The organism is Streptomyces sp. CB01580 (assembly GCF_001905795.1).
GTDB lineage: Bacteria > Actinomycetota > Actinomycetes > Streptomycetales > Streptomycetaceae > Streptomyces.
The window spans coordinates 36,800-63,464 of the sequence record NZ_LIXJ01000028.1 but is presented as its reverse complement, the minus strand read 5'-3'; the positions used below and the strand labels follow the sequence as shown (position 1 = coordinate 63,464).

Sequence of the window (26,665 nt, the reverse complement as noted above, 5' to 3'; positions counted from 1 at the left end):
TTAAGGGGCGATGCCTCTTGACGTGCAAACGGTTGCACTCCAGACTCCCGGTCATGCCACTAAACGACCTTGATGACAGACTGAAGGTGTTCCCGGACAGGCAGGCGCTCGGCGAGACGGCTGCCGCGGAAATAGCGCACCGGCTCCGCCTGATCTTGGCCGAACAGCACCATGCCCGCATGATTTTCGCCGCGGCGCCCAGCCAGACCGAGACGCTCGCCGCCCTGATCCGCCAGCCGGACATCGACTGGAACCGCGTCACGGCCTTCCACATGGACGAGTACCTCGACCTGCGGCCCGAGGCGCCGGAACGCTTCGGCAATTGGCTGCGCACGGCCCTGTTCGACCGACTTCCCTTCGCCGCCGTCCACTACATCGACACGACCGGCGCGGAGACACCCCAAGCCTCCGCCGACCGCTACGCAGAGCTTCTGCTGGAAGACCCGATCGACATCGTCTGCCTGGGAATCGGCGTGAACGGCCACCTGGCCTTCAACGATCCGCCCGTGGCGGACTTCGCCGACCCCCAGGCGGTCAAACCGGTCTCCCTCGACCAGGCATGCCGCGAGCAGCAAGTCGCCGACGGCTGCTTTCCCGCCCTGGCCGATGTGCCCGCGACCGCGATCACGGTCACGATCCCGACGCTCATGAACGCCGCCCACCTGTTCTGCATGGTTCCCGGCGCACTCAAGGCCGACGCGGTGCGGGCGACGGTGCAGGAGCCCCTGACCATCCAGTGGCCCAGCACCATCCTGCGCACTCACCCGTCGTGCACCATCTACACGGACGTTCACGCGGCCGCACTGCTCGACCAGGGCATCCGCACCGCGCCGTAGCGCCCCTCGCGTACGCGGCCTTCAAGGCCGCCGGGCCTGCTGCGCAGTCCCTCGGATCCTCGGCTGTGCCCTGCACGGCAGGGCACAGCCGACGCAGATGCCCGGCCCCACCGATGCGTCGGCCGCGCGTGCCCTCGCGTCCGGCCGGGCAACGGGCAGGACCGTGCCGTCCCGTACACCGCCCCCACGTTCAGGAGACTGGTTGTGCCTGTCATTCCCTATCCTCGCCCGCGTTCGATGACCACGCGGGCGGGCGGCGCCGCGTTCGATGCCCCCGTGGTCGTGGCCGTGGACGACACCCTGCCGGCGCAGGGCTATCGGCTGCACACCGGACCGGCCGGCATCGACCTCCACCACCGCGACGCGGCCGGTCTGCGCCACGGTCTGCAGACCCTCGATCAGCTGCGGGCAGACCAGGACTTTTCCGAGACCGGCTACGAGATCGCCGACCACCCCGACTTCGCCGTCCGAGGCTTCATGCTCGACATCAGCCGCGACCGGGTCCCGACCCGCCGCACCCTGGAGCGATGGTTGTCCCTGCTGTCCCTGGCCCGCTTCAACCAGCTCGAGCTCTACTGCGAACACACCTACGCCTACCGAGACCATCAAGAGGTCTGGCAGGACGCCTCCCCGCTCACCGCCGAAGATCTTCGGTGGCTCGACGCCCGCTGCGCGGCGCACGGCATCGACCTGGTGGCGAACCAGAACACCTTCGGCCACATGGAGCGCTTCCTGGGCCACGCCACCTATGCCCACCGGGCCGAGAACCCGGACGGGTTCGAGCGCGGCGGGGCCCACTGCCCACCCGGCACGCTGGCACCCACAGAGGACAACGCCGCGTTCGTCACAGCTCTGTTGGAGGAGATGACCGGCAACCTCCGCACCAGGCGCGTCAACATCGGAGCCGACGAGCCGTTCGAACTCGGCACCGGACACTCCCGTGATCAGGCCGCTCGCGACGGCGTCGGCGACGTCTACCTGACCCACCTGGAGCGCATCATGCGGCCCTGGCTGGACGCCGGGTACACCGTGCAGTTCTGGGCCGACGTCTTCGCCGAACACCCCGAACTGATGGACCGCGTGCCGCAAGGAGCCGTACCCGTCATCTGGCAGTACGACTCACCGCGGCAAGCCGCCGATGTCATCGCGGCCGACACCGAGGAACTGAGGTCCTGGCAGCGCACGGGCTCGGACGTGGACCAGCTGCGCGACGGCTTCCGCGGACGGGCCGAAGTGCTGCGCGAGGCCGGAATCGCGTTCTGGGTCGCTCCCGGCGCCGGCAACTGGAACTCGCTGATCGGCAGGCTCGACAACGCCATGGAGAACATGGTCGACGCGGCGGAAGCGGGACTCGAACACGGCGCCGAGGGCTACCTGCTCACCTCCTGGGGCGACCAGGGCATGTGGGACCCGCCGTCGATCACTTTCGGGCCGGCCGTCTTCGGCGGCGCCGTCAGCTGGTGTCTTCAGAGCAATCGCGACCTCGACATCGCCGCCGTCCTCAACGACCACGTGCTGCTGGACGCGACCGGCCTCAGCGGAACCGTGCTCGACCGCCTGGGTCGCATCGCCCGCGCCCTCAACCCCCCACTTCTCAACGCCTCCCCGCTCGCCCGCGTCCTGCTGCCGGACCCCACCTGCCCGATGCGAACCTACCCGTCGCCGCAGGACCTCGACGCCGCCGCCACGGCGCTGGCCGCCTGCCGCCTCGACCTCACCGCTGCCGAGCCCGCGGCCGGCGACGGTGATGTGCTGCTCCGTGAACTCGACCACGCCATCGCCCTCGCGCAATTTGCGGTGCGCCTGCTCCGGGCTCGCGCGCAGGCACGTGCCGAGGCCACTGCGATCGACCCCACCACAGCCCACCGCCTCCTCCGAGAACTCGAACCACTCCTGGCCGAACAACGTTCCTGCTGGCTCCTGCGCTCCCGGCCCGGAGGTCTCGACGACAGCATTGCCCGCTTCGACCGCCTCCGGCACCAGCTGCAATCGGCTGCCCGGCAATGACCAGGTCAGCTCGCCGGCGGACCCTGTGTGGTGAGCGTTGATGGGATCTTCGGTGTGCGGGCAGGTTGGGCGCCCGGCCGTCGCGTCGCTCGGCGGGCGACTTCGTGGACGGCATGGCAGGTTTCCTCTCGTACGGGGTGAAACAGGGCGGTGCGGGAGTGCGGGGCCGGAAGTCAGGACGGCGTGGGGCGAGCTACGCCGTGGCCTCCCAGGCGAAGCCGTCCGGGTCGGTGAAGGTGTCGGCGGTGCTGCCGAGGACGATGTGGTGCGAGCCGCTGCCGTCGGCGGGAACGCCGAGGTCCTTGGCCAGGGCGCGGCGCTTGTACAGCGCCAGCTTGACGGGGCTGGAGGCGCCGGAGGCGAACTCGGTGTACTTGCCGCCGAAGCTCTTGGCCACGGTCAGGCCCCGGCCGACGTAGAACTGCTTGGTGGCCTTCACGTCCTCGACGCCGAGCAGGAGGACGAGCTCGTCGATCTCGCCGGTGGCGGGGCCGGTGTCCTTCTTCGCCGAGGTCGCGATCTTCCAGATCGTTCCGTCCGGGGCCCGGACGACGCCGCCGTAACCCCACAGCGACTTCGCGGCGGGCTTCAGCACCGTGGCTCCGGCATCCACAGCTGCGGCGACGTAGCCGTCGACGGTGGCCGGCTCGGACACCGTGAGCGCCAGGGTGAAGCCGCGGAATCCGGTCGAGCGGACCTCGGACGCACGCAAACGTATGTACGTGTCCACGCCGAAGGCGTCGTAGAAGCGGCGGGCGGCCCCGAGGTCGGCCACCTCGAGGGTGACGGACGCGAGGGACGTGTGGGCTGCGGCGGAAGTGGTGGTTGCCATGACCATCACGCTAGGGGCCGCGCGGCGGCCGGGGCTTCTCGATTCCTGACCGGTCTCGCGACTTGCTTCGCCACGCATGCGGGCATCCCTTCCACCGTGATCGCCGTGCCCGCGTCGTGGGCCGTACCCGCGGCATCGGCGGCGGCCACATGGGCCGCCTGGCGCCGGAAGGCCCGGGCGGCATGCCGACCAGCTCGGTGAGGCGGGTGGTGAACGTGCCCAGCGACGCGCAGCCGACCGCGAGGCAGACCTCGGTGACGCCGAGGTCGCCCCGCCGCAGCAGCGTCGCCGTCCGCTCGATACGACGTGTCATCAGGTATGCGTAAGGCGACTCACCGTAGGCGGCCCGGAACCGCCGACTCAGGTGGCCGGCGGACAGGTGCACATCACGGGCGAGCGCCTCCACGTTCAGCGGCTGCGCGTACTCCCCGTCGATCCGGTCGCGGACACGGCGCGGCCGCGCGAGATCGTCCAGGCGCTGCGCCCGGACACGCGCACGCCGCCATTCAGGCCTGCACAGGAGAACGCGCCCCTTTGTCGTTCCTCTTCTCTTGCCATCGATGTCTTCGGGCGTCCGGGGTGCCCGTCTCGGCGGGGCGCCCCAGACGCCCGAAGGTGTGGACCGGCCCGTCGGACTCGACCAGCCGGTCGTCCATCTGCCGCAACGCGTCCTTGCGGTCCCGCTCGGAGAGCCGATCAAGACAGGTGTGGCCGACGAGGTGATCGGTCTCATGCTGCAGACATCAGGCGAAGTAGCCCATCCCCTCGATCACGAGAGGGTTGCCGTCCTTGTCGAACCCACGAGCGACAGCACGATCGGTGCGGGGAACCGCCATGGCAGCGCCAGGCACGGACAGGCAACCCTCGAACTCGTCGACAAGTCGCCGACTGCCCGGACCGGGCAGGCTCAGTACCGGGTTGATGATGTGGCCGACATACCGGACCCATAGTCGTCCGGGCAGGACCGCTCGTGACGAACAGACATCACCGTCTCCCTTTTTGTGCACGCCGCAGAGCCGCGGAGATCACGGCAGATGATGCCTTCGGCAAGCACTACCAGTTGCCAAGGTCTTTGCGAAGTAGCAGACTTTGCAAAGTGACTGAAGATGGTGTCAACACCCCGAACGACCAGCCAGACGGCACCGGCGAAGAGCTGCGCGAGCACGAAGTCCGCACAGCCTTGCTGGACCTGCTCGCCGAGGTCGGCACCGTCACGGCGACCGAAGCCGCCTCCCGGCTGGGGTACAGCTCCGGACTCTGCTCATTCCACCTACGGCAGCTCGCACGGCACGGATACATCGAAGAGGCCCCCCACAGCGGGGGCCGTGCACGTCCCTGGCGTCTGAAGCAACACGTCCCCGCCGCCAATCGGCCTATGGAGGAGCAGTTCGGCGACTTGGCCCGCGGGCTGGAGGACGAGAGCTGGCAACGATGGCTGACCCAGCGAGACGAGGCGCCGTCCGAGTGGCGCTACGACGAAGCCTTCAGCGCCGTTGCGTACCTGACACCTGAAGAGATGAGACGGGTCGCGGATGCGATCCGACGGGCCCTGGCGCCCTACCAGGACCGCGAACAACGCCCCCTGGCCCGGCCCGACGGCGCTCGACCCGTGGCCCTCATCACCCGTCTGTTCCCCCTGCTTCCCCACACGGCGGACGGCGCGGACCAGGACTGAGGAGTCGTCGGCCGTTACGCACTCGATGTCGAACTTGTCGTACTGGCTCGGGGGTGAATCCGGTTCGGCGCTGACGCTTGACTTCGAGCGTGATCTCTTCCATAACGTCATCCCATGTCGGAGAAGAAAGACCCGGGTGGGCCCGGGAGGCTGCCGCGCTCGTTGTACGAGCGGGAGCTGTACCGGCTCCAGACCGAGCTGGTGAAGCTCCAGGAGTGGGTGCGGGCCGAAGGCGCACGGCTCGTCGTTGTGTTCGAAGGACGTGACGCGGCGGGCAAGGGCAGCACCATCAAGCGCGTCACCGAATTCCTCAATCCGCGGGTGGCACGCATCGTCGCGCTGCCTCGGCCCACCGAGCGCGAGCGCGGACAGTGGTATTTCCAGCGCTATGTCGAGCATCTTCCAGCCGCTGGGGAAGTGGTCCTGCTCGACCGGAGCTGGTACAACCGCGCGGGCGTTGAGCGCGTCATGGGCTTTTGCACGATGGAGGAACACCAGCGGTTCCTTCGGCAGTGTCCGGTCTTCGAGCGGATGCTGGTCGAGGACGGCATCCTGTTGCGCAAGTACTGGTTCTCGGTGAGCGACGCCGTGCAGGAGCAGCGGTTCCGGCGCCGACTGCAGGATCCCACCCGCCGGTGGAAGCTCTCATCGCTGGACCTGGAATCGATCAGCCGCTGGGAGGCCTATTCGCGGGCGAAGGACGAGATGTTCGTCCACACGGACATCTCGGAAGCTCCCTGGTACGTGGTCGAGAGTGATGACAAGCACCGGGCTCGGCTGAACATGATCGCCCATCTGCTGTCGACCGTGCCGTACGAGGAGGTCACTTGGCCGCCGATCGAACTGCCCCGGCGCCCGCCGGCCACCGGATACCAACGTCCGCCGAGAGACCTTCAGACGCACGTCCCCGACTATGCGTCAGAGCTGCGCAAGTGAGACGGGACAAGCCTCCCCCGGTCAGGAGGTCAAAGGGGATGACGGCCACCGGACAGCCGGCGTGGAGGAGCAGGGTGCGAACGATCCGGCCGAGGTGCGGGCCGTGCGGTCGATCAGCCCGTCGGAGGAGGCGTTCGTGTGGGTGCCGACGCGGCCGCGGAGGGCCTGACGCCCCGACCGCTGAGGGTGTACACGTCGGTCACGTACGCGCAGGCGCGGGGGATCGTGCCGACAGAGGCGGAACTCGCGTTCGGGCCGTGGCACCAGTCGGGCAAGCGGGCCGGCCAGGCGCTGACGGTGAGTGTCTGACGCCGTCGGGGAGCTTGGTCGAGCGCCTTTCCGGGAGAGCATCGAGCTGAACAGGACGGTTCCCGCGGGCCGACGGTCTCCAGCATCCACCAAGTCGTCACGCGCGCAGGCGAGTTCCAAGCCAGGGCGCTGGTCGCGCGGATCCCGGAACGGGCCTGGCAGCGGCTGTCCGCCGGAGCAGGCGCCAAGGGCGAGAGGTGCTACGACTGGACCCGGATCGACTCCGTTGGCCCGGCCGGGCAGCCCGGGCACTAGTGGCGACTGGTCCGCCGCAACCGGCGAAGCGGCGGACTCGCCTTCGACCGTCACTTCTCACCCCGCCTGGTGTCGTTGGTCCAAGCTGGTGCGCGTGGCCGGGCGGCGCTGGACGGGCGAGGAGACCTTCCAGGTCGGCAAGGGCCTGGCCGGCCTCGACGATCAGCGGGTCCGCCGCTGGACCTCCTGTGGGCCCGGCGGCGGGCGGCGAGGTGGAAGACCGCACAGGCGGAGGTGATCTGCCCGGTCCAGGAGCCGGCCGCTGTTCCGGCCGTCGCGGTGGTGCCGGTTCGCGGGTTCACCTGGCCCCGTCCACCGCACCCTGTCGCCGCTGCGAGCGGACGGGGTATTGATGGGTGATGCTCGTCATTGGGATCGTGATCGCCGCAGGACTCGTGATCGTTGCCGCCGTTGTGGTCCTCCTGGTTCGGGAGGAACGGCGCCTGCGGCAGGCCGATGAGCGGGCGCGCAGATCGCATAGAGCGGCGGCCATGGTGTACGGCTGGCGGATCATCGATGACGAGTGGGTGCCGGCACAGCCCGACACGGTGCGTCGGAGCATGCGTGGCCCAGACGGTTCGCGGGCCTGGATGCTGGCCCGCCGGCGTATCGACGGCGTCGACGTATGGGTGGTCTGCCGGGAAGGGATGGGGCTGGGAGCCGCTGGAGGACCGGATCCTGACCGTACTGTTCGCCGGGCTGCGTGACCCGGGCACCCTCGAGGACCGCCTGGGCGGGCTGATACGCCTGGCGAAGCAGGTTGCCGGATCGCCGCCCCGAGCCGGGTGACGCTCCTCTCGAAGTCCCAGCAGGTCCGGCCGGCATCGCGTTTCCCCTTGTGCGTGTTTCCGATCCCCGATCGGTGTTGATCAGCCATGGGTTAGCGTCGGGGTCCGTCGGGTTGTTGTCGCGGCGGTGGTTGTTCCGGGAAGGGGACGAGCAGTGCAGACGGCGTTTGATGAGTCCGAGCGGCGGGCGTGGGCGGGGCAGGTCGATGCCTATGCTGCGAGTTTTGCCAAACTCTGCGCGTATCCGGTGCCTGGGCTCCTCGACACTGCCGGGGTCAGGGAGGGCGCGCGGGTCCTCGATGTGGGGACGGGCACGGGCGCCGCAGCCGCAGCCGCATGTGATCGGGGAGCGAAGGTGGCGGCGGTGGACGCCGAACCCGGCATGGTCGCCCGGGCCGCGCTCGCGGCTCCGGAAGCTGACGCGCGGCTTGCTGCTCTGCCCTGCTTGCCGTTCGCCGACGACGAGTTCGATGCCGTGGTCGGCAACTTCGTTCTCAACCACGTCGGACGGCCTCGGGAAGCCCTGAGGGAGTTGCGGCGTGTGACGCGTCCTGGCGGGCGGATAGCCGTCACCATCTGGCCGGTTCCCACGGCCGCCGGGCAGGCCCTGCTGGGTAGGGCTGTCCAGGCGGCAGGAGTCACCCGTCCCGCTCACCTGCCGGCTCTTGCTCCCGAGGACGACTTCCCCCGTACTGAACAGGGCTTCGCCACGTTGCTCGGTGAGGCGGGTCTGACGGACGTCCGCTGCGACACCTTGACCTGGGACCATCGGACGACGCTTGAGGAGTGGTGGAGCGGACCGGCCGCCGGAGTGGCGACGATCGGCCAGGTTGTGACGAGTCAGGACCCGGTGGTCATTGCCGAGATCAAGAACCACTTCGAGTCGTTGTCCGCGGAGTTCGCCGGTCCGGGCGGTGTACTGGCGTTGCCTCATGCAGCCCTGATGGCGCATGGCCAGGCTTGAGTTGCCTTGCCCAAGCGGATGGGCCGAGGCTTCCCTCGTCCAGCTGACCTTCGCAGGTCGGCCGTCGACAGCGGCAGGTTTCCTCGGTCAGCTGGGGTCGCACCTTTCCGGGCGAGGCGCCTGGTCCATTCCGCGCTGGTGGTGTCGGAGGGATGGCGACGCTGACGTATGGCGGCGGTCTCCCTCCAGGCCGGATGGGGGAGAAGGTGCCCGGCATGAGGCCGGGCGCCCCCTCGGGGGTCGGGCCGAGACGACGAGATCGAGGGTGGATTCGATGGAATTGAGCTGGGCGATGATGTGCTTGACCCACTTGTCGCCCGGGTGGGCTGTGGCGTCCTGAAGAGGTCGAACAGCGCGATTTGTCAGTCGGTGGGTATGAGGTTCTTCGAGATCGTGGCGCCATTTAGGCTCAGGGGCGGGGGTCCAGGACACGGGCGAGCGAGTCGAGGGATGCGAGAGGGCCGGGGCCGACGGGGGTGAGGACGACGCTGGTCGCGCCGGCTGCGTGGCGTGCCTTGATCGCTTCGCGTGCCTGGGCAGGGGTGCCGACGATGCTCAGCCGCCGAACCCAGTCGGTGGGCATGGTCTGTGCGAATTGCCGGGCGTCGGCGCAGGCGGCGCGGTGTTCACGCAGTTGCGTGGCGAAGGGCAGGGGGTCGATGTGCGCGGCCCAGGCCGGCTCGCCGATGGCGGTCAGGCCGTCGCGGACGCGGGCGAGAGCGGTGTCCTCGTCGTCGTCGACGGCGGCGGCGTCGTAGGTGACGACTTCGGGGCTGCTCGTGTGGGGAGCGCCGTTCATGTGCTGCAGCGAGGAGGAGATGTAGGCGGGGGCTGCGGGCTCGGCCAGGAGGAGACCGTCGGCCACCTCGCCCGCGGCTGCCTGCGACTTGGGACCCCGTACGCCCAGGATGACCGGGGGGACGACGTCGGGGGTCTCGGTGAGGAGGACGCCCTCGCAGTGCACGTAGCGGCCGCCGGCAGGGCCGGGCTCGCCGCGTATGAGCAGGCGCAGCGCAGTCGTGTATTCCCTGATCAGGGTCAGGGGGCTGGCGGGCCGGGCTCCGGCCTGACGCATCCAGTCGGGCATGCCGTGTCCGATGCCGGCGATCAGCCGGCCGGGGTAGAGCTGGGCGAGGGTGGCCAGTTCCATCGCGGCGAAGCACACGTTGCGGGCACCGGCGGGCATGATGCCGATGCCCACGGTGATGCGGGTGGTGCTGGCGAGAGCGGGACCGGCTTGTGCGAGTCCGCCGCGCCAGCCGAGGTCTTCGACCACCCATATTTGGTCGAATCCCAGTTCTTCTGCTCGCCGGGCGAACGGCAGTATGTCCTGGACGGGTAGGTCGCGGGGGAGCATTACGCCGATGCGGCCGCGGGCGGGGTTGCGGTCTGATTCGATCATGGCAGGTTCCTTGTACACGGTGGTGTGCTCGTCCTTTACCCGGTCTGGCAGTCTGCCGGGGTGAACGGGGGAACGGTGTCAGGGCGGTGCAGTTCGGGCGTTCAGTGGCTCTGCGCCGTCTCGTGCGGGCGGGTCGGTTCCGGCGCACAGGATTGTCGCGGTCGCGGTCGCGGTCGCGGTCGCGGTCACGCAGCGCGGGGCGGCAGCGGGAAGGCGTGGTCGAGCGCCATGAGGCGGGTCATCCGGCCGGTGCGGGCGGGGCCGGCGAGCATGCCGAGGCAGCCGAGTCCGGTGGCGAGAGGGACGTTGGTGCCTGCGGCGAGGGGCAGGCGTGCCCGGCTGCGCACGGCGTTGGGTATGCCCGCATGGGTGAGAAGGTCGCCCACGCTTTCGGCCACCGATGTCTTGCCGACGCCGACAGTGCCGTTGATCAGGAGGGCACGGGGCTCGGGAGAACGTTCTGCACGCATGCGTGAGACTCTACGATCCACGGTCCACGAACCCCTCCTCCATTTCGTCTCGGCGAGCGCGGGCACGGTTCACGCATGGCGGAGCCATGTGCCGGTCCGGGCGAGCGTGGCGGCGACGGGGGACTGCTCGTCCACGCGCCCCGTCGAACCGGCTGTTCCGGACCCCATCAATCCGGCTGTCCCGGAAATGGCAACAGAAGTTGCTCGTGGTGCGGTGCTGGAGCACCTTGGGGGCCGGAGGTGATCGCAGTGATCAAGACGACGGTGAATACGAGCAGTGGCAGCACGGCCCCGACTGGTGACGAGGTCTACGACGTGGCGGTGATCGGTGCCGGAGCAGCCGGCCTGAGTGCCGCGCTCCTGCTGGGACGGGCACGTCGCAGGGTGGTGGTGATCGATGCCGGTGAACCACGTAACGCCCCAGCCGCGCACATGCACGGCTTCCTGTCCCGTGACGGACTGCCCCCGGCCACCCTGCTCGACCTGGGGCAGGCGGAGATCGCCCACTACGGGGTCGACGTCATCCGGGGCCGGGTGGAGCACGTCGAGCCCGGCTACGGGGTGCGCCTGGAGGGCGGTCCCGTGCTCAGGGTCCGCCGTCTCCTGGTCGCCACCGGGCTGCGCGACGAACTGCCCGACATCCCCGGCGTCCGCGAACGATGGGGGAGGGACCTGCTGCACTGCCCGTACTGCCACGCCTACGAGGTCCGCGACCAACCCCTCGCCGTCCTCGGCACCCACCCGGGAGCAGTCCACCAGGCGCTGCTCCTGCGTCAGTGGAGCGACGACGTCGTCCTCCTCCCGCACACCCTGGACCTGACCGCGCAGGACCGGGAACAACTGAAGGCACGCGGCCTGTACCTGATCGAGGGCGAGATCAAGCAGCTCGTCGTCGACGATGACCGGCTCCGCGGAATCGAACTCGCGGACGGCCGCGTCGTCCCCCGCACTGCTGCCTTCCTCTTCCCCCGCCCCGTCCCGCACGACGAACTGCTGACCCGGCTGGGCTGCGACAAGGACGACGCCGGCTGGGTCGTCACCGACCGCACCGGCCGCACGAGCGTCGCGGGCGTCTGGGCCGTCGGCAACGTCGCCGACGCGCGAGCACAGGTCGTGGCCGCGGCCGGCATGGGGTCCACCGCCGGCTTCGCCATCAACACCGACCTGCTCGACGAGGACGTCGACCGCGCCGTCGAACAGCACCGCCACGCAGCTGCTGCCACCCGGTAGCCCACGCACGGCAACGCCACACCTCCTCCTCCCACCCGTACAAGACAGGAAGACCACGCATGCCCGCACATGCCTCACGCCCGGTTGACAGCGTCACCGAGCAGACATTCACCGAGCGCGTTCTCCAGGCGGAGCGACCCGTCCTGATCCAGTTCTGGGCCACCTGGTGCCACCCGTGCCGGATGGTCACCCCCATCGTGGAGCAGTTGGCCGCCGAACAGTCCGGCAACTTGGACGTCGTCAAGGTCGACCTGGACGAGGAGCCCGGGCTGGCCGCCCGGCTCGGCATCACCTCTGTTCCCGCCTTCGTCGTCTACACCAGCGGCCGGCCCGCAGGCGGGTGGGTCGGCGCGGCGCCCAGGCACGTCCTGGAGAAGCAGCTCGCCTCGATCCTGCGGAGCGGGAGCAGCAGCCAGTGAGTGCCCCGCCAGGGCCCGCGCCTCCGCACTGCGAGGCGCAAGGCACACCAGGCGTGGCAGCGCGGCGAAACTGGCTGGGGACACCAGGTCATGTTCGAGGACGAGCCGCCACCCCAGTTCCTTCCACGTGTCTGCGACGTCACCGCGCTCGACCCGCTCCAAGAGCTCCGGAACACGATCAACCTCGAACCAGCAGTCACGCATCTGTGCCCAGTCCACCACCCCGGCATTGAACCTTCTTGAGGTGGCTCGGGGCGAGTCCGCATGCGCGGCTCAGTCGTGATGGCCACCCCCGAGCGACCCGTCGGGCGGACCCTGGTAGGGCTCGCCTGCCGTTCCATGAGGAGTGCGCCCGGCATCAGGAGCGGCTGAGCTCGTGACCCATTCGGTGAGGGCGGTGAGGGCGGCCACCGGGTGTTTGGCACGGATCCGGATCCTTCGGTAGCGGTCGCCCGGCACCGGTAAACTGCGGGGATCGGTCCCATCTGCGGGCGAAGCGCCAGATCCAGGTGCCGTGGTGAAGCCTTCGGACCGAGGCGAAGCCGTGGTCGCCGTGTAGCCGTACCTCCACGTTCAGCGGTTCGCGGAACGGAGTCAGCTCGATCGTGTCGTAGTCGATGCGGAAGCTGACCTCGGCGTCCTTCCAGTCCAGCCGATCGACTTCCGCGATCTGCTCGCGCGCGATCCGGGCGCCTTCGCGAAGGAACACGGCGTCATGGATGACCAGGGCGTCGGTCTCCAGGGTGAGACGAGGTCTGGACAGCAGAGCCCTGACGGTCTGTACCTGAGCCGGCACGGTCGCGAAGGACGCCGTACCGGCTGCCACCGCCATCGCGGCGCCCCGCACATCAGGCTGCCCCGCGACGGTGTCCAACCCGATTGTGAGGGCCGCCAACGGCAGGCCAAGCCCCCACGGAAGTACGGCGAACATGGCGAGTACGGCCCGCCATCGTGAACGGACGAGTGCGATGTCCATGACAGGCGATGCTAGGCGGCCAGGGCCGGCCACGAACACCGTCGTGGTGATGCCGATGGCCGCCATGCCCGTTCGTGTTGGCGGGGCGCCCTGGTCCATGCCACTCTCGGGCGGATGGCTCCTCCCAAGGCGCTCGGCCCGGCCGGTGGGCTGGGAAGCAGACTGAGACCGAACACCCGTACGTTGGCCAAGGCCCTCGTCCCGGTGGTCGACGAACCCGTGCTTTTCCATGCGCTGAGATCCATCGCCGCGGTCGGGATCGTCGAAGAGTGCGGCTCGTTTCGAGGGGCGGGCCGACCTGGGGAGACGTTGATTGGCGTCGGGGTGGGCAGGTCTTCTCCCTGAGGGGAGGAGGCGGTGCCGACGGGGTCGTTGTTCGAGGTGATCGAAGCCGAGGAGGTCGAGGTCCGGGGGTGGGTGGCGATGGCTTCCGGGATGGGTGAGCGTCGGGCGGGGCGAGTCCTGACTACGGTCCGGCCGTGCCGGTGGAGTTTCTGGAGGGGCAGGTGACGGCCCAGGCTGCCTCGATCATGTGGAAGATCTCGTCCAACGCGGCGTCCGGATTGGGCGCCTCGCGGGCCAGTGAGTAGGCGTCGATCACGAACCTCGCGATCGTCCGGCTCGCCGTCGTGGTCTGTGACAGGTCGGGATCGGCGGCGATGGCCGTTGCCAGCGACTCCGCGTGGCGCAGCCTCATCGACTCCTCGTACTCCCGCAGGGCGGGAGATTCGTCGATCATGCGCCAGATCGGGGTGGCGCTGTCCGCCGTGCAATGTCGGACCAGGGACTGGATCCCGTGGCGCAGCGCGGGGATGAGCGGCTCGTGCGGCGCCCGGCCGGTGACCGCCTGCGTGAGACGTTGCTCGAAGCCGTCGTCCTGCTCGAACACCAGGGCCTCTTTCGAGGAGAAGTGGGAGAAGACCGTGGTGACGGCCACGTCGGCCTCAGCGGCCACGTCACGGATTCCCACCGCCTCGTACCCGCGTTCCAAAAAGAGCCGGAGGGCGGTGTCGGCGATCTTCTGGCGGGTCGCGGCCTTCTTGCGCTCACGGCGTCCGGGCGGCACGGTCATAACCGGACGCTATCAGATACGAATCTGCATCAACTTCAAAAAGCTAACCGTTAGCGTTATGGTTCCCCGCATGAAGAAAGTGAGCTTCGCCGAGTTTGGTGGTCCGGACGTTCTGCACCTCGTGGACGCCGAGGAGCCCCACGCGGGCCCCGGCCAGATACGCATCGCTGTGCGGGCGGCGGGCGTGAACCCCGTCGACTGGAGGATCCGTGAAGGCCAGAAGCTCGGGGCCCATCCGATCGAGTTGCCCTCCGGAGTCGGGCTGGACGCCGCCGGGGTGGTGGACGAGGTCGGCGAGGGCGTCGAAGCAGTCGAGGCCGGTGACCACGTCTTCGGCGAAGGCTTCAACACCTATGCCGAGTTCGCCGTGCTGTCGGCCTGGGCCCGTATGCCCGAGGGTCTGACGTTCGAAGAGGCGGCCGGATACCCCTCCGTGGTGGAGACCGCGCTGCGCCTCATCCGCGAGGTCGGTGCGCAGTCCGGGCAGACGCTGCTGGTCAGCGGCGCGTCCGGGGGAGTGGGCTCAGCGGTGCTGCAGATCGCCCGCGACCGCGGCATCACGGTGATCGGCACGGCTGGGGCCGCGAACCAGGACTATCTGCGCAGCCTGGGTGCCCTCGCCACGACGTATGGCGAGGGCTGGGTCGAGCGGGTGCGGCAGCTCGGCCATGTCGACGCGGCCCTCGATCTGGCCGGCTCGGGCGTGATCCGCGAGCTCGTCGAACTGGCCGGGACCCCGCGCAAGGTGATCTCCATCGCCGATCTCAGTGCGCCGGAGCTCGGTGTCCGATTCTCTGGCGTGGCCGGGAGCGTGCCAGAAGCGCTCGCCGTGGCCGCCGACCTCATCTCGCGGGGAAAACTCCACATCCCGGTCGAGAAGTCGTACACGCTCGCCGAGGCCGCGGCGGCGCACATCGACAGCCGAGCAGGCCACACGCGCGGGCGCCGGGTCATACTCGCCTGAAAGCCGGCTGGGCGATTCGGGCTCAAGCTTCTCCGGCATCGGCAATCCGTCGTACGGCGGCCTTGTCGTGGTGGCCGAGGTCCTCGGCGATAGCCGGGGCCAGGCGTGGAGGCGAGGTGGCGGATCGATGAGGTGCGGGCTCGCCGGGAGGAACACCGACGCAGGCGACGCCCGCAGGGAGCCCTGGACGGCGGTGCGTGTCCGCCACGCTGAGATGACGGATGACCACGGCCTCCGAGACGCTCGGAGCTCTGAAAAGTCTGCGTCGCTCTTTTGGTGGCCATTGAGAGGCTGGGCGGGCAGGGGCCGTTTCAGAGCGGTCGGCTCGGGCTGTTGTCCCAGCGGTGGGTGCTCCAGGTGCGGCGGGTGGGGCTACGCACGGTACGCCTTCGAGCGGCCGTTGCACTTGGAGGTGCTCGCTCGGTGGGTCAACGAGCTCTCGTCGTCCGGCCGTGGCCACGACCTGTCACGGACTCAGATGCTGCGGTGAAGGCTTGCACGAGGGGACGGTTGTCTCCTCGGCGGGTGGCCATGAAGATCCGGCTCAGTGTGGGAGGCCCGTCGAGTTCGAGCCGTCGGGCGCCTGCGGGGAGCAGCGTCGTGACGCTGTAGGGGGCGATGGTGACGCCGAGTCCAGCGGCGACGAGCATGATGATGGTGTGCCAGTTCGAGCACTCTTGCGCGATCCGGACGTCGACGCCGACGTCCCGCAGCGGCTGCGTGTTCACGTCGAACGCTTGAGCTCCTGCTGTACGCGGGAACAGGACAAGTGGGTCAGTGGCCAGCGCCGTTGCTTGCACATGGCTACCCCTTGCGGCGGGGTGTTCTGCGGGGAGGACGGCGACAAACCGTTCCGTCGTCAACAGGGAAAGGTCGATATCGTCTCGCTCCTCGGCATCCCGCACGATCCCGACGTCGGCTGTGCCCCGCTCCAGGGCCGCCAGGACATCGACGGTGAAGCCGTCGTGCAGCTTGATCTGGACGTCTGGGCGGCGGCGGGAGAATTCACGGAGCCGTTCGCTGATGATCGCGGCGGCGGACGTGATGAAGGCGACGTCCAGGCGACCGGCCTCGCCGCGCCCGACACGGCCGGCCTCGTCGAGGTCGGCCGTCAGACGGCCCAGAAGGTCCCTCGCCCGTGGATGGAACGTCGCTCCCGCGTCTGTGAGGCGGACGCTTCGAGAGGTCCGCCGGAACAGCTCAACACCGACCATCTTCTCGAGCTGTCTGATCTGCTGGGACAGGGCTGGCTGGGCAATGCTCAGCCGATGGGCGGCACGGCCGAAGTGGAGTTCCTCGGCCACAGCCAGAAAGTACCGCAGATGGCGGAGCTCGATACGCTGATCCATAACTCCAGCTTATTGATGGAGGGAAGATGCTGTATTGGACATATGGGTGAGTGGGGTCAGAGGCTAGCGGGAAGCTGAATCGGAAGGAAACCCGCCTCATGCCGTACACCTCTGCCTCGATCGAGGTCTCCTCGATCGCCTCACAGAGTGATGCCGACGCGTTCCGAGCGCTGAACGAGGAGTGGATCTCACGTCTGTTCACCCTGCAGGAAGAGGACCGGGCGGTTCTCGGAGATCCGTTCGGCCGCATTGTGGGCCCAGGCGGCGACGTGCTCCTGGCGTGCGAGCCGGGCAGCGGCACCGTCGTCGGGTGCGTCGCGCTTCTGGCCTACCCGGACGCAGTGTTCGAGCTGGCGAAGATGGCCGTGGCTCCCGCCGCGCAGGGACGCGGAATCGGCCGCCAACTCGTAGCCGCAGTGATCGACCGCGCCCAGGCACTCGGCGGGGCCCGGCTGTTCCTCGGTACGAACAGCAAGTTGGCTCCTGCCATCCACCTCTACGAGGAAGCCGGGTTTGTCAGGATCACCCGCGACCGTCTCCCGGTGGCCGACTATTACGCCCGCGCCGACATCCTCATGGAACTGAAGTGACGCCCCGGCCCGGGGCCCGCAATCTGCCTTGCCACGGCTGTCTTCACCAGCACGTCGGTTCCGCCGTCCCTCGCAGTTTGGTCAGCAGTTGCTGGGCGAGGCGGATTTCGTCGTCGGCCCGGTCGGGGTCGGTGAAGGCGAGGACGAAGGCGCGCTGGGCCTGGGAGGTGGCCCGTTCGCCCGCGACGCCGTGGAGCTCAGCATCGTTGCGGGCGCTTCATACGCTGTGGCGGCGCGGTTCATGTCGCCCTGGACCCAGTGCACGTCGCCCAGGGCGCGGTGGTGGCGGCCTGGCCGGCCGAGGGTTTCGGCGGCGGTGAGGGCGGTGGGGAAGTCTCCGGCGAGTCGGGCCAGGTGGGCCAGGCCGGGCCAGGCCGCCCGGCCGGTCCGGTCGAGCTGTCCATGGAGTCCTTGGTCGGCCCACCGGAGCCGGGAGCGGCCGGTGATGACGACGAACGCGTTCGGCATGAGCCACACCACGCGTTGCAGGGAGCGCTCCGGGTCACGGTGGGTACGGTCGCCGGTGCCCTCGAACGCGTCCGGCAGGATGACCGGCACGACCCGCCGGGCGGGCGGGAGCTGACCGAGCTCCCAGGCCAGCAGGTGCGGTGCAGTAGGAGGGGGGCGTCCACATCGGGCTCCGCCTCCACCAGGTCGGCCAGACGCGTGCACCGGGCGAGCGCGCGGACGGTCTGTCGGCGCTCGCGCAGGGCCCGGGCCAGTGAGTCGGTCGCTTCACCGACGACGGATCCGACGGTGCCGGGCAGGAGCAGCGCCTGGGCGGCGTCTCCGAGCGCGGACTGCATCTGCTGCGGCAGCGCTGGGCCGAACCGGGAGGCGAGGCCGCCGCGGCGAAGGTGCTCCTCCAGGTCCTCGCCGGGGTGCTGATGGTCCCAGTAGTGGCGCAGAGCGATGTCGAAGGCGGGCAGGGGTCGGCCGAGGCCGGTGAGAGCGAGCCGGGTCGCGGCCGCGCTCACCCCTCGGTGACACGGAACAGCCTTCGCCGCGGCCGCACCTGGCGCGATCGTGCCTGACGTGAGAGAGGTCGGGACTGGTGTGAGACTGGGCGCGGAAGGGGTGATCCCCGTGTCAGACCCACCGCCGCACACGTCCGCCGGTCCCGACGCCGCCGTTGACGAGAGTCAGCTGGAAGAACTGATCACCGAGGCGCAGACGGCCCTGCCGTTCGAACTGTCCGCCCTGGCGAACCGGTGCGCTTCGGCCCTCGGCCTGGACACCGCGCTGATCTACCTCGTGGACCTCCAACAACGGCTGCTCATCCCACTCGACGAGGCCTTGGAGCCGCTGCCGGTGGACGGCTCGTTGGCCGGGTGGGCGTACCGAACCGTCTCCCCGCGAGTGGCCGACGCCGACGACGGCGTGATCGTCTGGATGCCTCTGGTCGACGGTGCGGAGCGGCTGGGCGTGCTGGCGGTGCGGGCCGTCTCGCTCGACGGGGTGCGTATGCGTCGCAGCCGGATGCTGGCCCATCTGTTCGCCATGCTGATCACCTCCAAGCGCGCCTACAGCGACTGGCTCGCCGCCCGCATCCGCACCGCGACCATGCGGTTGCCCGCCGAGATGCTGCGGGCCTTCCTGCCACCCCGCACCGTCGGCAGCAGCAGGTGCGTCTCGACCGCGGTCCTGGAACCGGCGTACGACGTCGCAGGCGACGCCTTCGACCACTCCGTGGTCAAGAACGTGCTGCACACCATGATCCTCGACTCCATGGGACACGATCTGGCCTCCGGCCTGACGACATCGGTCGCCATGGCGGCGGCGCGGAACACCCGCCGCAGCGGTGGCGACCTGGCCGACGTCGTCAACTCCGTCGACCAGGCGCTCGCCCGGTGGCTGCCCGACCACTTCTGCACAGGCGTGCTGTGCCGGCTCGATGCGGAGACCGGGGTGCTGCACTGGGTCAACTGCGGTCACCCTCCGCCACTGCTGATCCGTGCCGAGCGGGTGCTCGACGGGGCGCTGGACAGCCCCCCGCAGCCCCCGATCGGCCTGGCCGGTCAACTGGCCCCGGCAGCCCGGCAGGTCCACGAGACGACACTGAAACCGGGCGATCACGTCCTGCTCTACACCGACGGCGTTGTGGAGGCACGCGACGCGGACGGTCAGGAGTTCGGCCTCGACCGGTTCACTGACTTCATCATCCGCTCCTCCGCCGCGGGCCAGCGCCCCGCCGAGGTGCTGCGGCTGCTCATCCACGCCATCCTCGACCACCAGCGCAACCAACTGCGGGACGACGCAACCATCCTGCTCTTCGATTGGCACCCGCAGCACCAGTGATGCGGCATTGAGCCGAGCCTCGCTGCGCCCATTCCTCGCCCGAGCCGCAGCCGCGATGAGGGACCGCACACCGTGCTGGACCATCGGCGCCCTCGGGGCGGGCTGCATGGTTCTCGTGGGAGCCGCGATCAGGGCGGTTCGCCGCGCTCCGAAGGCCGCCCGGATCTCCCGGGGTCGTGCTGGTGTGCGGGGTCCTGGCCTGTCTGCTGCTCGCCACCACGCGGCGGTTCACGGGGCCGGCTCGCTGCGCGCAGCACGCGAGGCGATGCATCGAAACAGGCCTCACCACGTCCGCGACGGGCCTGTGCGAGGACGCCTCCAGAATGCGTGCCGCTCAACCGCCCCGCGCGATGGCCATTGGTCTTCACCGGTAAGACGGCCAAAGAAACATCGCAGCCCTCACCGGATGAAACCGGCCAAGATCACTTCACGCCAAGACCGTGTCCTTTTCAGCCTGCTGATCTTAGGGTAGCGTCCTGTGCGGATCGATCGACTTTAGAGTGGTCGGGTATGCAGATCATGCAATGAGCCGCGCTGCGGGGGATGTTTCGTCGTGCTCAATTCTGTAATGCGCACAGGTGTCCTCTCCCTCGGGGCAGTCATGTGGCTGCAATCGATTAATCGAGGGGTTCACTAAGTGAGCAGGCTTCCGTGGACGGTCCATGCATCTTCAGTGGAATTGCCACTCGATAAGTGGCTGGCTTCCGAGTGGAACAATGCACAGAAGCGACTCGATGAGTCCGGTGCCCTGCTCTTTCGGGGTTTTTCTGTACCGGACGTAGATCATTTCAGGGCCTCGGTGACGGCTGCCGATCCCGAGATGCTGGACTACGAGGAACCGTCGACGCCGCGTTCCGAGGTCGGCGGGAAGGTCTTCACCTCGACCGAGTATCCGAGCGACCAGCGCATTCCGCTGCACAACGAGATGGCCTACCGTCGCAGCTGGCCACGGCTGCTCTGGTTCTGGTGCGGTGTACCGGCCGAGCAGGGCGGCGAGACGCCTCTCGCCGACTACCGCAGGGTCCATGACCGGCTTCCCGAGGAGATCCGTGCGGCCTTCTCCGAGAAGGGCGTCATGTACGAGCGGCGCTTCAATACGGGTTTCGACTTGACATGGCAGCACGTATTCGGGACCGGCGAGCGCGATATGGTCGAGCGGAAGCTGAAGGGTGACGGGGTCGAGTTCACCTGGCTGAGCGATGACCGCCTCTTGACGCGAACGACCGTGGAGGGTGTTCTTACTCATCCACGCACGGGCGAGAAAAGCTGGTTCAATCAGGTCAATCTCTTTCATCCGTCGAGCCTCGACCCCGAGGTCCGGTCCGGCCTGGAAGCAGCCTTCGGGGTCGATGGGCATCCGCGTACGGCGAAATTCGGCGATGGCTCCGAAATTCCCGAGCGGATGCTCGCGGAGATCAGATCCGCCATTGACGCAGAAACGATTCTCCCTAAATGGGAGGCCCACGACGTACTCGTGGTGGACAACCTTTCCGTGGCCCACGGCCGGGAACCGTTCCACGGAAACCGCCGTGTATGCGTGGCCATGACGGGTGCCATGGAATCGGCCTATGCGCATAAGAACAAGGGGGGGCTTCAGTGAGCGGGGCTATGCTGCCGCATTCCTTCGCCGGCATCAGCGTGTCCCACGCGGACCGGCCGGCGGTACGCCACGGCTCCACACAGCTGTCCTACCGGGACTTCGCCCAGTTGGCGGGCGGTGTGGCACAGAGCCTGTCGCGTCTGGGCGTCCGGCGGGGGGACACGGTGGCCACGCTGCTCGAACGGTCCCCGCTCCACCCTGCGACGGCCCTGGGGATCTGGGCGGTCGGCGCCGCTTACGTCCACCTGGAGTGCACAGAGCCCGAGTCGAGGATCGAGCGGCTGCTGGACGCGTCCGGAGCGCGATGGGTGATCGCGGATGACCACAACACGGCGACTGCGGCTCGCACGGGACGTACCGTGGTCGCCTCGTCCGACATGGTTCCCGCCCCGTACGCGCTCCTGACGGACGTGGCGCCGGACGACCGCGCCTATCTCGTATTCACCTCGGGAACCACGGGACACCCCAAAGCCGTCGAGGTCGAGCACCGGTCCCTGATCCGCTACACGGCGGGATTCCTCGCGCGGGTGGCACCGGAGGATCCCGCGAGTTACGCAACGCTCACCACGCCCGCCTCCGACCTGGGCAACACCTGTGTGTACGCGGCGCTCGCCACCGGAGCTCGCCTCGACATCCTCGACAGGGAACTCACCCTGGACCCGCCGCGCTTGGCGGCCGAACTGCGTGAACATCCGGTGGACTGCGCGAAGTTCACCCCCTCCCACCTGTCGGCGCTGGCCGCCGAGGGAGATCTCGCGGGTCTGCTGCCCCGCAGGCTTCTCGTCCTGGGCGGCGAGCGGCTGTCCCCATCCCTCGTCAAGGACGTCCGGGCCGTACGCCCGGGCCTGGCCGTGTTCAACCACTACGGCCCCACGGAGACGACCATCGGCGTCCTGATGCATCGCGTGACGGCCGACGACGCCGACGGCCTCCACATACCCGTGGGAACCCCCCTCGACGGAGTCTCGGCGCGCGTACTCGGCCCGGACGGGCGCGAGGCCGCTCATGGCGAGGAAGGCGTTCTGCACGTCGGCGGCGACTGCGTGGCCCGCGGCTATCGCGGGGACGCCGAACTCACCGCGGAGAAGTTCCCCCGGACGGCCTGGGGACGCATGTACCGCACCGACGACGTGGTGCGCATGGACGAGAACGGCGCATACGTCTTCCTCGGCCGCGCCGACCGGCAGGTGAAAGTACGCGGCCACCGCGTGGAGCCGGGAGAGGTCGAATCCGCCCTCCTGGACCTGCCCCGGGTGCGCCAGGCATGGGTGACCGGGGAGCAGAGCACGTCCGAGGCGGCGACCGAACTCGTGGCCTACGTGGTCGCGGACTCCTCCGCCGAGGAGCTGTCCGGAGAGCTTCACGGGGAGCTCCCCGCGGGGCTGGTGCCCAGCAGGATCCACTGCGTCGAGCACTTGCCCCTGACCGCCAATGGCAAGATCGACTCTGAAGCGCTGCGCGGCCTTGTCGCCCGCCCCGGGGCCGTGGGCGCCCCGGACGACGACCGGGCCGCCCACACCGCGACGGAACGCCTCATCGCCGAGATCTGGTGTGCGGTCCTGGGGCGCGAACAGGTCGGCCGCGACGAAAAGTTCCTGGAGATCGGCGGTGACTCCTTCAAGTCGCTGATGGTCTTCGGCCGCCTGCGCAGGACCTTTCCCGATCTGACCATCGGGAGACTGTTCGCGCACCCGACGATCGCCGGACTGGCCGCGGCCCTGGACGGAGAAGCGGCCGAATCACCGGTGGCCACGGGCGGGATGACGGTGGTGGAGCTGTGACCGTCGCCGACACACGGATCGCCCTGACCGGCATCGCGTTCGAGCTCCCCGGCTGCTCGAACTGGGCGGAGGCCATCGACATCTTCCGCGAGGGCCGCGACCTCGTGCGCCCGATGCCGAAGGAGCGTGCCGCCACGACGCGGGTGCGTATCCCCGACAACGCTCGCGAGGGCGGCTGGCTCGACGACATCGCGGGCTTCGACCACCGCTACTTCGGGCTCTCGCGCACCGAGGCCGAGCTGATCGACCCTCGGCAGCGCCGGATGCTGCGGCTGGCCGTCCAGGCTGTGTCCAACGCGGGCTATGCGCCCGCCGAACTGCGCGGCGGCAGGGTCGGCGTGTTCGTCGCGGCGAACGGCGGACCGCAGCCGTGCCTGTACGACCTGCTGGACCCCGCGGACCGGAACAACGGCCTCGCCTTCTCGGGCAGTCTGCAGGCCCTGGCGGCAGGCCGGATCGCCTACCACCTCGACCTGCGCGGCGCCGTACTGAGCGTCGACACCGCGTGCTCGTCCTTCCTCGCGGCCCTGCACCAGGCGCGCGCCGCCCTGGCGCACGGCGAGTGCGAAGCGGCGCTCGTCGGCGGGTGCGAGATGGTGCTGGGCCCCGTCCCGCACCGTCAGGACGCGGGCGAAGGCCTCGGCGTGGATTCCCCCACCGACCGCAGCAGATCCTTCGACGAGGCCGCCGACGGCGTGGGGTTCGGCGAGGGCGGCGGGTTCGTGCTGCTCAAGCGGCTGGCGGACGCCGAACGGGACGGCGACCACATCCACGCCGTGATCCTGGGCAGTGCGATGAACTCCGACGCGGCCCGCAGCAACGGGATCACCGCCCCCAGCCCCGTGGCACAGGCCGATGTCATCCGGCAGGCGTGGCAGGACGCCGGTGTCGACCCTCGGTCACTGGGATACGTCGAGGCGCATGGCACGGGCACACGCATCGGGGATCCCATCGAGGTGCAGGGGCTCACCGACGCCCTGGCGGGGCGGAGCACCGAGCTGCCTGTCTCCTCGGCCAAGGCCAACTTCGGCCATCTCGCGGCACTGGCGGGGCTGTCCGGGCTGGTGCGCATCCTGGCCCAGTTCCGGGCCGGGGAGCTCTTCCCCACCGCGCACTTCTCGCGGCCCAACCCGCTGCTGGGACTGGAGGGTTCACCGGTCCGGGTGGTCGCGGAGCGCACTTCGTGGCCCGCGACCCACGGCCCTCGGCGGGCCGGCATCAGTGGCTTCGGTCTGAGCGGCACCAACGTCCACCTCGTGGTCGAGGAAGGCCCCAGGACCGCCCCCGCGCTCGGGCGGGCGGCGACGGCCCGTCCCGTGGTCCTGTCGGCGCACGACGAAACGGGCCTGCGCACCCAGCTGCACGAACTGCGTTCCCTGGTCGCCGCCGACCCCCATGGCTTCGACATCGAGGCGGCCGGTGCCGTGCTCGCCTGGGGCCGGGAACACTTCCCGCACCGCTGGGCGGCCGCCGCCGTCGACGGCCCCGAACTGTTGCGGCAGCTCGACAGCGCGCTGCGGATGCCTCTTCCGCCGCGCGAAGGGCTGTCCGTGGCGCTCGTGCTCGGCGGCACCGGCACGGCCGGCCTTGCCGAACTGGAGGCGCTGGCCGAGGTGTACGCGGGTTTCGCCCGCGTGCTCACCGAGGCGCGGGAGATTGCACGGCAGACGGGCAGGCAGCCCGGTGCCACGGCGCACTGGACCCCGGCCGAACTCGCTGTGCTGCACGGCGCGGGCAGCGCCGCGGCGCTGGCCGATCTCGGCGTCCCCGTCACCACCCTGCTTGCGCACGGCGCGGGCAGCGCGGCTGCCCGTTGGGCCCGAGGCGAGAGCAGTCTGCGCGACGCCTTGGACGCGGCGCAGGAACGGGAACGGTCGGCTGCGCCCGTGGACGGCGACACGCTGCGGACCGCACTGCAGGCAATGGACGGGGAACCGCTTCTGGTTGCTGCCGGTACCGGCAGCGCACTGCACACAGCCATCGCCCCGCCGGCCCAGCCGACGGACTTCACCCGCTCGGTCGCCCGTCTCCACCTGCACGGCCATACCCTCGACTGGACGCGGGGCCTGGCCGGACCGCCACAACGACGCCTGGAACTGCCCGCGGCCCCGTTCCAGGAGGCGCCGTGCTGGCCCCGGACGCGCGAGGAGGGCGAAGCGAGCGGCCGCGTCGCTTCGGCCCAGCCCCAGCCCGAGCACGGGCCGGTCGGCGTCGCCGACCTGGTGCTGAGCGTCGCACGCGAGGTGCTCGGAGAGCAGCAGTTCGCCCCCGACGACGACTTCTTCGACTTCGGCGGCAATTCCATCAACGGCACCCAGCTGGTGACGCGGCTCAACGCCCGCCTGGGTACCGCACTGGAAGTGCTCGACCTCTTCGACCGGCCGACGGTGGGCGAGTTCGCGGACTTCGTCGCCGATTCCGCGCCCGAGGCTGCCTCCCCCGCACAGGCCCCCACGGCCACAGACATGCAAGCCACGGAAACAACCCGCGCCGCGGGCACCGGCCGTTCCGCCCGCACCCGTGCCGCGCTGTCAGGCCAGCAGACCGCTATCTGGGCGGCCGAACGGCTGGCCCCGGACTCGGCGGCGTACACCGTGCCCGTCGTCCTCGAACTGGTGGATCCGGCCGACCCGGAGGACCTGGCTGTCCGTCTCGGCAGGATCCGGCGCCGCCACCCCATGCTGCGCTGCTCGCTCCGGGAGACCGCCGACGGGACGGTGGAACAGGTGGTGCACGACGCCGAACCGGGCCCCGTGAGGCTGGAGCGGCACACCAGCCGTGCCGCCGACGAGGACGCACTGACTCAGGAGATCTGCGCGCTGGTACGGGTCCCGCTCGATCCGTACGGCCGTCCACCGGCCCGGTACCACCTGCTGACGGTCACCGGCGCGGGCCGCCCGCGGCAGATCCTGGTGCTGCTCTTCCACCACCTGTTCTTCGACGGCTGGTCCTGGCAGATCCTTTTGGAAGACCTGGGCCGCGACGCGGACCTCCCGGCGTCCGACCGCAGCTATCTCGACTACGCCGAGGAACAGCGCGCGCTGCTCGCCGGGCCGCGCAGGGCCGAGCTGTCCGCCTTCTGGGCCGACTACTTGAGCGGCGTACGGCCGATGGAGCTGCCCCGGGACAGCACGAGCGACGAGCGCGACGCATCGGCGCTCGCCGGCGCCAGCCTCCCGCTGAGCATCGGCCAGGACACCCTCGCAGGACTGCGCGAACTGGCCGCCCGGGAACGGGTGACACTCCACATGCTGCTGCTCGCCGCCTGGTCGGCCCTGCTGTGGAAGGTCACCGCGGCACGGGACATCTGTGTGGCGACGCCGGTCGCTGCCCGCGGCCCCGAGGACGAGGACATCCTCGGCTGCTTCGTGAACACCCTCCTCGTACGGGTGGAGCTGGGTCCGCAGGAGCCGTTCTCCGCACTGCTGCGTACGGTACGCGAGTCTTCCCTGCGCGCTCAGGCCCACCGGTACCTGCCCACCGACCAGGTACTGCGTCTGGCCGGTCTCGCCGGGCAGACCGCCGCTGACACCATGTTCGACTTCCAGAGCGGCTTCCACCCGCTGCGCCGGATCGGCGCCGACGGGCCCGCCGTGAAACTCCTGGAGATCGAGCCGGACGGCGCCAAGTTCGCGCTCAATCTCGGCTGGGTCGAGTACGGGGACGAACTGCAGGCGGCGCTGGAGTTCTCCACGGCCCTGTTCCGCGAGGACACGGTCCGTCAGTGGCTCGACGACTATCGCGGCATCCTCGAGCGCATCGCTCGGGGCGGGTTCACCGGCGACCTGTTCGAGCTGCTGGACTCGCCGACCGAACCCCGGGCAGGCACGCACCTACCGGACTTCACCTTCTGACCCACCAGCCCCGAGTCCGCGGCCGGCTTCAGCGACCCCTGCCGTTCGAGGCTCCTGA

23 protein-coding genes and 4 pseudogenes are annotated in these 26,665 nt (G+C 69.5%); 17 read left to right on the top strand and 10 right to left on the bottom strand.

Annotated elements, in window-relative coordinates; all coding sequences use genetic code 11:
* Nucleotides 1–131: 131 nt before the first annotated feature.
* Both AMK22_RS30130 and AMK22_RS30125 read left to right on the top strand, forming a co-directional pair.
* On the top strand, nt 132–836 hold the full coding sequence (locus AMK22_RS30130; protein ID WP_242434185.1) for a 6-phosphogluconolactonase: 705 nt from the start codon (nt 132–134) through the stop codon (nt 834–836).
* Nucleotides 837–1,073: 237 nt separating this feature from the next.
* Nucleotides 1,074–2,843 (top strand): glycoside hydrolase family 20 zincin-like fold domain-containing protein, encoded by a 1,770-nt coding sequence (locus AMK22_RS30125; protein ID WP_242434182.1) that lies wholly within the window; start codon nt 1,074–1,076, stop codon nt 2,841–2,843.
* Between the two features lie 193 nt (nt 2,844–3,036).
* On the opposite strand, the gene AMK22_RS30120 is transcribed toward AMK22_RS30125, so the two are convergent.
* The 3 genes and pseudogenes from AMK22_RS30120 to AMK22_RS38700 form a co-directional block, all read right to left on the bottom strand.
* Nucleotides 3,037–3,675 (bottom strand): glyoxalase, encoded by a 639-nt coding sequence (locus tag AMK22_RS30120; RefSeq protein WP_443333326.1) that lies wholly within the window; start codon nt 3,673–3,675, stop codon nt 3,037–3,039.
* 5 nt (nt 3,676–3,680) lie between these two features.
* Nucleotides 3,681–4,195: pseudogene (locus AMK22_RS30115) on the bottom strand (helix-turn-helix transcriptional regulator).
* Nucleotides 4,182–4,636: pseudogene (locus AMK22_RS38700) on the bottom strand (peptide deformylase); the annotation flags it as partial. The pseudogenes AMK22_RS38700 and AMK22_RS30115, both read right to left, overlap by 14 nt.
* Before the next feature lie 135 nt (nt 4,637–4,771).
* Here AMK22_RS38700 and AMK22_RS30105 point away from each other — a divergent pair.
* From AMK22_RS30105 to AMK22_RS30090, 6 genes and pseudogenes are all read left to right on the top strand, one after another.
* Complete coding sequence (locus AMK22_RS30105; RefSeq protein ID WP_073790208.1) at nt 4,772–5,350, top strand: winged helix-turn-helix domain-containing protein; 579 nt, start codon at nt 4,772–4,774, stop codon at nt 5,348–5,350.
* Between the two features lie 114 nt (nt 5,351–5,464).
* Nucleotides 5,465–6,286, top strand: a complete 822-nt coding sequence (gene ppk2, locus AMK22_RS30100) for a polyphosphate kinase 2 (protein ID WP_073790206.1) — start codon at nt 5,465–5,467, stop codon at nt 6,284–6,286.
* A gap of 138 nt (nt 6,287–6,424) precedes the next feature.
* On the top strand, nt 6,425–6,595 hold the full coding sequence (locus tag AMK22_RS39655) for a hypothetical protein (RefSeq protein ID WP_158072088.1): 171 nt from the start codon (nt 6,425–6,427) through the stop codon (nt 6,593–6,595).
* 75 nt (nt 6,596–6,670) lie between these two features.
* Nucleotides 6,671–7,037, top strand: a pseudogene (locus AMK22_RS41255) (IS701 family transposase); the annotation flags it as partial.
* 169 nt (nt 7,038–7,206) lie between these two features.
* Nucleotides 7,207–7,557, top strand: coding sequence for a hypothetical protein (locus AMK22_RS30095; RefSeq protein ID WP_143203607.1), 351 nt, complete (start codon nt 7,207–7,209; stop codon nt 7,555–7,557).
* 235 nt (nt 7,558–7,792) lie between these two features.
* Nucleotides 7,793–8,602 (top strand): class I SAM-dependent methyltransferase, encoded by an 810-nt coding sequence (locus tag AMK22_RS30090; RefSeq protein ID WP_073790202.1) that lies wholly within the window; start codon nt 7,793–7,795, stop codon nt 8,600–8,602.
* Nucleotides 8,603–8,845: 243 nt separating this feature from the next.
* On the opposite strand, the pseudogene AMK22_RS41250 reads toward AMK22_RS30090, so the two are convergent.
* From AMK22_RS41250 to AMK22_RS30075, 3 genes and pseudogenes are all read right to left on the bottom strand, one after another.
* Nucleotides 8,846–8,935 (bottom strand): annotated as a pseudogene (locus AMK22_RS41250) (RacP protein); the annotation flags it as partial.
* 76 nt (nt 8,936–9,011) lie between these two features.
* Nucleotides 9,012–10,004, bottom strand: coding sequence for an LLM class flavin-dependent oxidoreductase (locus AMK22_RS30080; protein WP_073790200.1), 993 nt, complete (start codon nt 10,002–10,004; stop codon nt 9,012–9,014).
* A gap of 185 nt (nt 10,005–10,189) precedes the next feature.
* Nucleotides 10,190–10,474 (bottom strand): hypothetical protein, encoded by a 285-nt coding sequence (locus AMK22_RS30075; RefSeq protein WP_073790199.1) that lies wholly within the window; start codon nt 10,472–10,474, stop codon nt 10,190–10,192.
* Nucleotides 10,475–10,726: 252 nt separating this feature from the next.
* Between AMK22_RS30075 and AMK22_RS30070 the strand changes: the two genes are divergently transcribed.
* Nucleotides 10,727–11,704, top strand: coding sequence for an NAD(P)/FAD-dependent oxidoreductase (locus AMK22_RS30070; protein WP_242434184.1), 978 nt, complete (start codon nt 10,727–10,729; stop codon nt 11,702–11,704).
* A gap of 59 nt (nt 11,705–11,763) precedes the next feature.
* Nucleotides 11,764–12,123 carry a thioredoxin gene (gene trxA / locus AMK22_RS30065; protein WP_073790197.1) on the top strand — a complete coding sequence of 120 codons (360 nt, stop codon included), beginning with the start codon at nt 11,764–11,766 and terminating at the stop codon, nt 12,121–12,123.
* A gap of 358 nt (nt 12,124–12,481) precedes the next feature.
* On the opposite strand, the gene AMK22_RS30060 is transcribed toward trxA, so the two are convergent.
* Nucleotides 12,482–13,165 carry a hypothetical protein gene (locus AMK22_RS30060; RefSeq protein WP_073790195.1) on the bottom strand — a complete coding sequence of 228 codons (684 nt, stop codon included), beginning with the start codon at nt 13,163–13,165 and terminating at the stop codon, nt 12,482–12,484.
* Between the two features lie 48 nt (nt 13,166–13,213).
* On the opposite strand from AMK22_RS30060, the gene AMK22_RS38695 reads away from it, so the two are divergent.
* Nucleotides 13,214–13,444 carry a sugar phosphate nucleotidyltransferase gene (locus AMK22_RS38695; protein WP_073790193.1) on the top strand — a complete coding sequence of 77 codons (231 nt, stop codon included), beginning with the start codon at nt 13,214–13,216 and terminating at the stop codon, nt 13,442–13,444.
* Between the two features lie 121 nt (nt 13,445–13,565).
* Here the strand turns inward: AMK22_RS38695 and AMK22_RS30050 are convergent, their stop codons facing one another.
* Nucleotides 13,566–14,171, bottom strand: a complete 606-nt coding sequence (locus AMK22_RS30050) for a TetR/AcrR family transcriptional regulator (protein WP_073790191.1) — start codon at nt 14,169–14,171, stop codon at nt 13,566–13,568.
* Between the two features lie 70 nt (nt 14,172–14,241).
* Between AMK22_RS30050 and AMK22_RS30045 the strand changes: the two genes are divergently transcribed.
* Nucleotides 14,242–15,135, top strand: a complete 894-nt coding sequence (locus AMK22_RS30045) for an NADP-dependent oxidoreductase (RefSeq protein ID WP_073790189.1) — start codon at nt 14,242–14,244, stop codon at nt 15,133–15,135.
* Nucleotides 15,136–15,563: 428 nt separating this feature from the next.
* Here the strand turns inward: AMK22_RS30045 and AMK22_RS30040 are convergent, their stop codons facing one another.
* The gene (locus tag AMK22_RS30040; RefSeq protein WP_073790187.1) at nt 15,564–16,484 is read right to left on the bottom strand and encodes a LysR family transcriptional regulator; all 921 of its coding nucleotides are present in this window, start codon (nt 16,482–16,484) and stop codon (nt 15,564–15,566) included.
* 98 nt (nt 16,485–16,582) lie between these two features.
* Here AMK22_RS30040 and AMK22_RS30035 point away from each other — a divergent pair, with 98 nt between their 5' ends.
* Complete coding sequence (locus AMK22_RS30035; protein ID WP_073790185.1) at nt 16,583–17,074, top strand: GNAT family N-acetyltransferase; 492 nt, start codon at nt 16,583–16,585, stop codon at nt 17,072–17,074.
* 81 nt (nt 17,075–17,155) lie between these two features.
* Here the strand turns inward: AMK22_RS30035 and AMK22_RS42135 are convergent, their stop codons facing one another.
* A complete protein-coding gene (locus AMK22_RS42135) occupies nt 17,156–17,632 on the bottom strand; it encodes a hypothetical protein (protein ID WP_338014195.1) in 477 nt (158 codons plus the stop codon).
* A gap of 519 nt (nt 17,633–18,151) precedes the next feature.
* Here AMK22_RS42135 and AMK22_RS30025 point away from each other — a divergent pair.
* The 4 genes from AMK22_RS30025 to AMK22_RS30010 all read left to right on the top strand — a co-directional run bounded on the left by AMK22_RS30025 (nt 18,152) and on the right by AMK22_RS30010 (nt 26,607).
* Nucleotides 18,152–19,372, top strand: a complete 1,221-nt coding sequence (locus AMK22_RS30025) for a PP2C family protein-serine/threonine phosphatase (RefSeq protein WP_384411731.1) — start codon at nt 18,152–18,154, stop codon at nt 19,370–19,372.
* A 673-nt stretch (nt 19,373–20,045) separates the two neighbouring features.
* Nucleotides 20,046–20,972: a TauD/TfdA family dioxygenase gene (locus tag AMK22_RS30020; protein ID WP_073790183.1), complete on the top strand. Its 927-nt coding sequence runs from the start codon at nt 20,046–20,048 to the stop codon at nt 20,970–20,972.
* Nucleotides 20,973–20,980: 8 nt separating this feature from the next.
* On the top strand, nt 20,981–22,753 hold the full coding sequence (locus AMK22_RS30015) for a non-ribosomal peptide synthetase (protein ID WP_073790181.1): 1,773 nt from the start codon (nt 20,981–20,983) through the stop codon (nt 22,751–22,753).
* Nucleotides 22,750–26,607, top strand: a complete 3,858-nt coding sequence (locus AMK22_RS30010) for a condensation domain-containing protein (protein ID WP_073790179.1) — start codon at nt 22,750–22,752, stop codon at nt 26,605–26,607. The genes AMK22_RS30015 and AMK22_RS30010 overlap by 4 nt, the downstream gene beginning before the upstream one ends.
* The last annotated feature ends 58 nt before the right edge of the window (nt 26,608–26,665 follow it).

What these genes read in the sequence shown, in the direction of transcription:
- AMK22_RS30125 (WP_242434182.1), top strand. Translation starts at nt 1,074, where the DNA reads ATGACCACGCGGGCGGGCGGCGCCGCGTTCGATGCCCCCGTGGTCGTG.
- AMK22_RS30120 (WP_443333326.1), bottom strand. Translation starts at nt 3,675, where the DNA reads ATGGCAACCACCACTTCCGCCGCAGCCCACACGTCCCTCGCGTCCGTC.
- ppk2 (WP_073790206.1), top strand. Translation starts at nt 5,465, where the DNA reads ATGTCGGAGAAGAAAGACCCGGGTGGGCCCGGGAGGCTGCCGCGCTCG.
- AMK22_RS30080 (WP_073790200.1), bottom strand. Translation starts at nt 10,004, where the DNA reads ATGATCGAATCAGACCGCAACCCCGCCCGCGGCCGCATCGGCGTAATG.
- AMK22_RS30075 (WP_073790199.1), bottom strand. Translation starts at nt 10,474, where the DNA reads ATGCGTGCAGAACGTTCTCCCGAGCCCCGTGCCCTCCTGATCAACGGC.
- trxA (WP_073790197.1), top strand. Translation starts at nt 11,764, where the DNA reads ATGCCCGCACATGCCTCACGCCCGGTTGACAGCGTCACCGAGCAGACA.
- AMK22_RS30060 (WP_073790195.1), bottom strand. Translation starts at nt 13,165, where the DNA reads ATGGCGGCCATCGGCATCACCACGACGGTGTTCGTGGCCGGCCCTGGC.
- AMK22_RS38695 (WP_073790193.1), top strand. Translation starts at nt 13,214, where the DNA reads ATGGCTCCTCCCAAGGCGCTCGGCCCGGCCGGTGGGCTGGGAAGCAGA.
- AMK22_RS30050 (WP_073790191.1), bottom strand. Translation starts at nt 14,171, where the DNA reads ATGACCGTGCCGCCCGGACGCCGTGAGCGCAAGAAGGCCGCGACCCGC.
- AMK22_RS30045 (WP_073790189.1), top strand. Translation starts at nt 14,242, where the DNA reads ATGAAGAAAGTGAGCTTCGCCGAGTTTGGTGGTCCGGACGTTCTGCAC.
- AMK22_RS30040 (WP_073790187.1), bottom strand. Translation starts at nt 16,484, where the DNA reads ATGGATCAGCGTATCGAGCTCCGCCATCTGCGGTACTTTCTGGCTGTG.
- AMK22_RS30035 (WP_073790185.1), top strand. Translation starts at nt 16,583, where the DNA reads ATGCCGTACACCTCTGCCTCGATCGAGGTCTCCTCGATCGCCTCACAG.
- AMK22_RS30015 (WP_073790181.1), top strand. Translation starts at nt 20,981, where the DNA reads ATGCTGCCGCATTCCTTCGCCGGCATCAGCGTGTCCCACGCGGACCGG.